Annotated in this window: 7 protein-coding genes; 3 read left to right on the top strand and 4 right to left on the bottom strand. The window is 62.9% G+C overall.

Annotated features, from left to right (window positions below; all coding sequences use genetic code 11):
* The 3 genes from WBG04_RS05755 to WBG04_RS05745 all read right to left on the bottom strand — a co-directional run.
* Positions 1-194, bottom strand: a 194-nt coding sequence (locus tag WBG04_RS05755; protein ID WP_424313426.1) for a GxxExxY protein, incomplete at its 3' end; no start/stop codon positions are given.
* Positions 195-229: 35 nt separating this feature from the next.
* Complete coding sequence (gene carA, locus WBG04_RS05750; protein ID WP_424313425.1) at positions 230-1,369, bottom strand: glutamine-hydrolyzing carbamoyl-phosphate synthase small subunit; 1,140 nt, start codon at positions 1,367-1,369, stop codon at positions 230-232.
* Between the two features lie 290 nt (positions 1,370-1,659).
* Complete coding sequence (locus WBG04_RS05745) at positions 1,660-2,496, bottom strand: lysophospholipid acyltransferase family protein (RefSeq protein ID WP_424313424.1); 837 nt, start codon at positions 2,494-2,496, stop codon at positions 1,660-1,662.
* A 109-nt stretch (positions 2,497-2,605) separates the two neighbouring features.
* Between WBG04_RS05745 and WBG04_RS05740 the strand changes: the two genes are divergently transcribed.
* Positions 2,606-3,034 carry a 3-hydroxyacyl-ACP dehydratase FabZ family protein gene (locus WBG04_RS05740; RefSeq protein WP_424313423.1) on the top strand — a complete coding sequence of 143 codons (429 nt, stop codon included), beginning with the start codon at positions 2,606-2,608 and terminating at the stop codon, positions 3,032-3,034.
* Positions 3,034-4,017 carry a sulfite exporter TauE/SafE family protein gene (locus tag WBG04_RS05735; protein ID WP_424313422.1) on the top strand — a complete coding sequence of 328 codons (984 nt, stop codon included), beginning with the start codon at positions 3,034-3,036 and terminating at the stop codon, positions 4,015-4,017. The genes WBG04_RS05740 and WBG04_RS05735 overlap by 1 nt, the downstream gene beginning before the upstream one ends.
* Before the next feature lie 24 nt (positions 4,018-4,041).
* Here the strand turns inward: WBG04_RS05735 and WBG04_RS05730 are convergent, their stop codons facing one another.
* Entirely contained in the window at positions 4,042-5,277 is a 1,236-nt protein-coding gene (locus WBG04_RS05730; protein WP_424313421.1) for an AMP-binding protein, read from the bottom strand.
* Positions 5,278-5,344: 67 nt separating this feature from the next.
* On the opposite strand from WBG04_RS05730, the gene WBG04_RS05725 reads away from it, so the two are divergent.
* Positions 5,345-6,473, top strand: a 1,129-nt coding sequence (locus WBG04_RS05725) for a beta-ketoacyl-[acyl-carrier-protein] synthase family protein (RefSeq protein ID WP_424313420.1), incomplete at its 3' end; no start/stop codon positions are given.

Raw genomic sequence — 6,473 nt, 5'->3', positions numbered from 1 at the left:
GTGCTGCGCCATTCGACGGGATACCGGGGCTGCTGGAGAAAGGGAATGTCGCGGTGGGCGAATTCAACGGCGAGGGCATTCTCGTAGGGTTTCTCGTGGAGTCCGTGACCGAGCCCTTTGAGGATTTCAAGGGAGCAGGAGAACACTGAATAGACTTCGTCTTTCAGCAATAATTCGCGTCCATTCGCGTCCATTCGCGGTTTGAAAATCAGTGGTTGGGCGAGCTGACTCACTTGGTGGTGTCGATCAGGTCGGCGAACTCTTCGAAGAAGTAGCTGGCGTCGTGGGGGCCTGGGGCGGCTTCGGGGTGGTATTGGACGCTGAAGACGGGGTGGTCCTTGTGGCGGATGCCTTCGACGGTGTTGTCGTTGAGGTTGATGTGAGTGACCTCGATGTCATCGGGGAGCTTGCTGCCGTCGACGGCGAAGCCGTGATTCTGCGAAGTGATCGAGATCTTGCCGGAGCGGAGGTCTTTCACCGGTTGGTTGCCGCCGCGGTGGCCGAACTTGAGTTTGTAGGTGGTGCCACCGAAGACGTGGCCGAGGATCTGGTTGCCGAGGCAGATGCCGAAGATCGGGGTCTTGCCGATGAGTTGCTTCACCTCCTCGTGAATGTAGCCGAGAGCGGCTGGATCGCCGGGGCCATTGGAGAGGAAGACGCCGTCGGGTTTTTTGGCGAGAACTTCGGCGGCGGGTGTCGTGGAAGGGACGACCTCCACTTCGAAACCGGCCTGACGGAGACGACGCAGGATGTTGTATTTGATGCCGAAGTCGTAGGCGACGATGCGGTGCTTGACCGGCGGCAGGGGCAGCCAGTTGTCGGCCTGTTCGGTGACGACGTTGGGCAGGGTGAAGCGGCGCGAGTCTTGCTCCCAAATATAGCTTTCCTTGGTGGAGACTTCCTTGACGTAGTCGCTGCCTTCCATTGGTGGGGAGTTCTTTGCGGCTTCGATGGCTTCTTCGGTGGAAAGTTCGGTGGTGATGCAGGCGCGCATCGCACCGAGTGAGCGCAGGTGTTTGGTCAGGGCGCGGGTGTCGATGTGCTCGATGCCGATGATGCCGTGCTCGGTGAAGTATTCGGCGAGGGTCTGGCGCGAGCGATAGTTCGAGGCGACGGGTGAAAGTTCGCCGATGACGAGTCCGCGGACGTGGGGGCCGACGGACTCGGTGTCTTCGGGGGTGACGCCGTAGTTTCCGATCTGCGGGTAGGTCATCGTGACGATCTGCCCGCGATAAGAGGGATCGGTGATGATTTCCTGATACCCGGTCATCGAGGTATTGAAACAGATCTCACCGGTGGTGGTGCCGGATGCACCAAATGCGCGGCCTTCAAAAAGGCGTCCGTCTTCGAGGGCGAGGATGGCTTTCATGGGACGATTTCGGCGGGCCGGAGGGTTCCGGGAAATGGCCTATGGGCCCGCGGCGCGGGAGGTTAGGAGCGGTCGGCGCGGCTTGTCGATGGCGGAATGGGGGGAAATCGTGGCGACGGGTTGATCGGAGTGCAGGGGCGGGGAGGTGCTACGGGCTTTTGGGTACAGGAATCAGGGGGAAGTGCTCAGAAAGGCAGCAAGCTGAAGGGCGCGTCAGCGTCTTGTGACTTTCTGATCCCTGAATCCTGCCCCCTGTTCCCCCAAAGCTTGAAGCACCCAAATGGCTCCCCTTACTCCCCCTCGACCTGGCGGCGCAGCTTGTGAGCCCGCGCGAGGTTGCTGGTGTAGATCTCCGTCAGACGGGCGGTAAAGGCCTTGGCGTTCTCGTTTTCGGCGGGGGTGATCGGCTCGCCGAGTTCGAAAGACAGCTTGATGGGGAACTCGGGTCGCTTCCAGAGCGGCCAGCCTTTTTCGAGGAAGCGGGTGTTGCTACGGACGAAAACGGGCAGCACGGGGACCTTGGCGCGTCGGGCGATCAGGGCACAGCCGCCGCGCAGGGGGTTGATCCAGCGGGCGTCGCGTCGCGTCCGGGTTCCTTCGGGGAAGAGTAGCAGTTGGCCACCTTGCTGAAGCGAGAGGGCTGAGTCGCGAATGAGCCGGGAGGAAGAGCAGTTGGGAATGTAACCCGCGAGTCGGGCGCCGCCGCCGAGGAAGGGGTTGCAGAGGATGCTCTTCTTCATGATGCAAATCGGCTGCGGCAGGCAGGCAATCACGAATACGGCATCCCATAGCGAAGTGTGGTTGGGGGCGATGATGATCGGCTCCTTTATGCGGCGCAGCGGTTTGAGGGACTCGAGGTCGACTTGCACCAGTCCGGTGATGCGAAGGTACCAGACGAAGAGACGGAAGGCCCGGTGAAGCATGCCGCGGCCGAGGATTTCAGCCCGACGCTTGGGAAGGATGACCCGCAGGGGGAGGGAAATCAGGGTGAAGAGGAGGCCGAAAATTCCCCAGTAAAGAATGCCGCCACCCATCGCGAGGGTTTCCAGCGGCCACCACCATGCCGAACGTGTGGAGACGGGAATCGTGCGGGATTCTCGAACAGCACTGGTTTCGGCAGGAGGCATCGAGGGACAGAATAGTTGTTTGAACGATGGGGGGAAGAGCGAAGTGGCGCAGAAAGTCTTTGATGAGAATTCATTGGCCAGCGGTAAATCCCGCCGGATAGAGAAACGCATGTCAGAACTCGATGCGCTGCCCCACGGTCCGGAATTCCGTTTCGTCGATGACCTGATCTCGCTGGAACCCGGCAAGCAGGCGGTCGGCCGTTATCGGGTGATGGGAACCGAGAGCTTTCTATCGGGGCACTTTCCCGGCAATCCCCTGATGCCCGGGGTGATCCTGATCGAAGCGATCGCGCAGCTCGGCGGGGTGGTGGCGCAGAGTGATCCAGACGTCGAACCGCTCGCCAACCTGCTGCTGACCGGAGTGCGCGGAGCAAAAATTCTCGGGGCGGCGGTGCCGGGGGATGTGCTGGAGATTGAGGCGAGTGTCGAAGGACGGCTCGGGGGGATGATCCAGGTGGCGGGACGGGTTTCGACCGGGGGCCGGGAACTGGCGACCGCCAAAATCATGCTCAGCGGAGAAGCCGTGGCTGAAAGGTGATGGCCAAGCGTCTTCAGATCGCTCGGCGGTGGTTGATCTATCCCCTCGTGCTGGGGCTGGTATGGGGTGTCTGGGCGGCAGCGATGACGGCCGGCGGCTGGTGGTCGCTTTTTGAAACACGCTGGCCGATGGCGCTGACCATGGTCTTCGGCTCATTCGTCGCGGGCTCGACGCCGGCGGGTGGCGGCGCGGTGGCGTATCCGGTTTTCACCAAAGCATTGGCCATTTCTTCGGCGGACGCGGCGCTCTTCGGGCTGATGATTCAGGCGGTCGGCATGAGCATGGCGGCCTTGTTTATTTTGACTCGTGGCATCCGCATCAATTCAAGCGTCTGGCGCTGGTCGGTGCTGGGGGCGGTGCCGGGCGTGATGATCGGCCTGGCCTTTGTTGGACTCCCGGAAAACGTGCCGAGACTGACTTTCTCGTGTCTGCTGCTGGTCTTCGCCGTGACGCTCTACCGCTCGCACTGGAAGCGGAAGCATCGGCCGGAGAAAGAGATCGCAGGATGGTCGCGGCGCGATGGTATACGCTTCGCTCTAACAGGTTTGATTGGCGGAGGGGTGGCCTCGCAGCTGGGTTCGGGGGCGGACATGCTCTGCTTCATGGTGATGACGCTCGGCTACGGTCTCGATGAGCGCATCGCAGTGCCGACTTCGGTGGTGATCATGGCGACCGTTTCGGTGTGTGGTTTTGTGTTCCGTTTGATGCTGCCGCAGCCGATCGGTGAGGTGTGGGAATACTGGGCGGTGTCAGCGCCGGTGGTGGCGGTTGGTGCGCCGCTCGGGGCCTGGGTCGCGTCGCGGATCCACAGCAATGCAATCCTGATCCTCGTCTTCTTGCTGATCGTCGCCGAAGTGATTTCCACCGGTCTTCTTGTGCCGGTCGATGGGCCGCGAGCGCTGGTCCTGTTGGGCGTTGCCGCCGTGGCCACGGTTTGGTTCAGGATGCTGCGGCGCCTTCGTGCAAAGCGGCTGAACGGATAGTATTGGGGTGCCCGGTTTGAGGCGTCAGGCGAGCTTTCTGTGCTTCTTGCGCAGGGAATCCCGGGTGAGTTGCCAGTCGGCGGGATCGGCATCGCTGATCCAGTGGCGGGGGATTTCCCAGCCGGCGAGTGACCCGGAAACGGCTTTGGCGAGTTCGGGAATCGTGCTGCGGGTGTCGATCAGGGCGGCGACTTCATCGACCCGTTCGGGGTCGTGACTCGGGATGCCGAAGACCCTGATCCGTTCGACCAGACCGGTGGCGCGGAGGACGGCTTCGATACGTCCGGGTCCGAGCTTGCGACCGGCAACATTGATCGTGTTGTGGCCGCGGGCGTCGAGCAGCAGGCGATGACCATCAAGGTGTCCGTGGTCGGGTGTTAGAAAGCGACCCTCGCCGAGGCTTTCCTCACGACGAGAGTTATCGTAGCCGAGAGCCACCGCTGAACTTCTGACCATGAACCTGCCACTGGGATCGAGCTCGACCTCGACGCCAGGAAGGGCTTCGCCGAGGTCGTCGGGGTGGCTTCTCGGCGTGTCGGTGGCATCGTAGGAAATGCCACCGCACTCGGAGGCGCCGTAGAAGTTGTGGAGCTTCAGTTGGTGGCTTTCCCAGACGGCGGTTTCGAGTTCGAGCGAGAGCGGGGCTCCGGCAGAGATGGCGAGCTTGATGGGGGCGCCTTCGAGGATGCCGGACCGATGCCAGGCGCGCCACATCGAGGGCACCGCGGGGACGACGATCTGGGGATGAGCTTTCCACGCGGCAGTGACGACAGCGGGAAAGGGCACCTCGACGGTCTGAAGCGGGATGCCGTGAAGCAGCATCGGCAACAGGATGCTCGAGTAGCCGTAGGAGTGGCTGAGGGAAATGGCCGCGAGATTGGGGGTGTCGGGGGTGAGACCCATGGCGGCAACGAGTCGATCGGCGTCGGCGGCGATTTGCCCGGCGGTGAAGCGGACGGTGCGCGGTTGGCCTTCGTTGCCGGGGGTCAGTTTGAGGTGCGCAACGCCTTCGGGGATCGGGCCGAGCGGCGGATGACCGGCTTTCTCCAGCGGTAGGACTGCCTGCCCGTCACGCCAGCCCTGAAGGGTGGTGAGTGCGATCTGCAAGGCGGAGCCATGGGCGGCAAGCGGTCCGACTGCTGGTGGGAGCTTTGCCAGTTCCGTGGCGATATCGGCAAACGTGAAAACGCGCCCGTCATCGAAGATGGCGGGCTGATCGTGGAATCTTTCCAGAGTTTTATGCCAGCGTGGAAGCAGCATTTGACAAGCTTGCTGCCCGTTGACTAGCTGCCGGGGCCGCACAACGGCCAGCCTGAATTCCGAGACTGTGGCATATCGCTCCGATCAAACCCTGCCTTCGTCCCTTCGCCCGGTGGTGATCACCGGGGCGGGGATTCATACTTCGATGGGTTCGGGTTGGGACGAAAACGCCGAGGGTTTCCGCGCCGGCCGCACGGCTTTCAAGCCGGTGGACCTCTTCGATGTGTCGCGTCAGCGGGTCGGCACCGCCGGTCAGGCCCTGATGCCGGACCAACCGGGAATCCCAGGCTTTTCCCTGCGCGAATGGGGTCGCATGGATCGTGGCACGCGGATGGCTCTAACCGCCGCCCGCGAGGCGCTGGTGCAGGCGGACCTTCGGGGCGCGATGCCGATCATGATCGGCACTTCGGCCGGGGCGATGCCAATCGGTGAGGCCTACTACCTTCAGGCGATCGAGGGCAGAAGCCGGAGGAATCAGTTTTTACGGGTCGAAACCTATCAGCCTCAGCGGCAGATGACGGCGATGGCGCGGGCGCTCGGCGTGCACGGGCCGATCCGGATCATTTCCAACGCTTGCGCTTCAGGGGCCAATGCCATCGGTCACGCATTCCAGATGGTGCGCGAAGGCAAGGCGGAGCGGGTCCTGGCGGGGGGCTATGATGCGCTCAGTCAGATGGTGTTTGCGGGCTTCGACTCGCTGCAGGCGCGTTCGCCGAGCGGGATTCCGCGGCCGTTCGATGCGGCCCGCGATGGTCTGGCCATTGGTGAGGGGGCCGGCTTCGTGGTGGTGGAGTCCTTGGAGTCAGCGAAGGCCCGCGGCGCGAAAGCTCTGGCGCAGGTCATGGCCTACGCCGCGGCGACGGACATTCACCATCTCACCCAGCCCCACCCTGAAGGCGATGCGGCCTTGTTGACCATGACCGCCGCGACCCGGATGGCTGGGCTCGAGCCGGGGGAAATCGACTACATCAACTCGCACGGAACCGGCACACCGCTCAATGACATCGCGGAAGGCCGGGCGATCCAGCGGCTGGCCGGTGTGGACACGCCGAAGATCAAGGTGAGTTCTACCAAGTCGGCGATCGGCCACCTGCTTGGCGGTGCCGGTTCGGTGGAGTCGGTGATCTGCCTGCTGGCTCTCGAAGGTCAATGGCTGCCTCCAAGCCTCAACGTCCGCGAGCCGGATGAAGTCTGCA

It is taken from the genome of Haloferula sp. (genome assembly GCF_049672945.1).
Taxonomy (GTDB): Bacteria; Verrucomicrobiota; Verrucomicrobiia; order Verrucomicrobiales; family Akkermansiaceae; genus Haloferula.
This window is presented reverse-complemented; position numbering and strand designations above follow the sequence as displayed.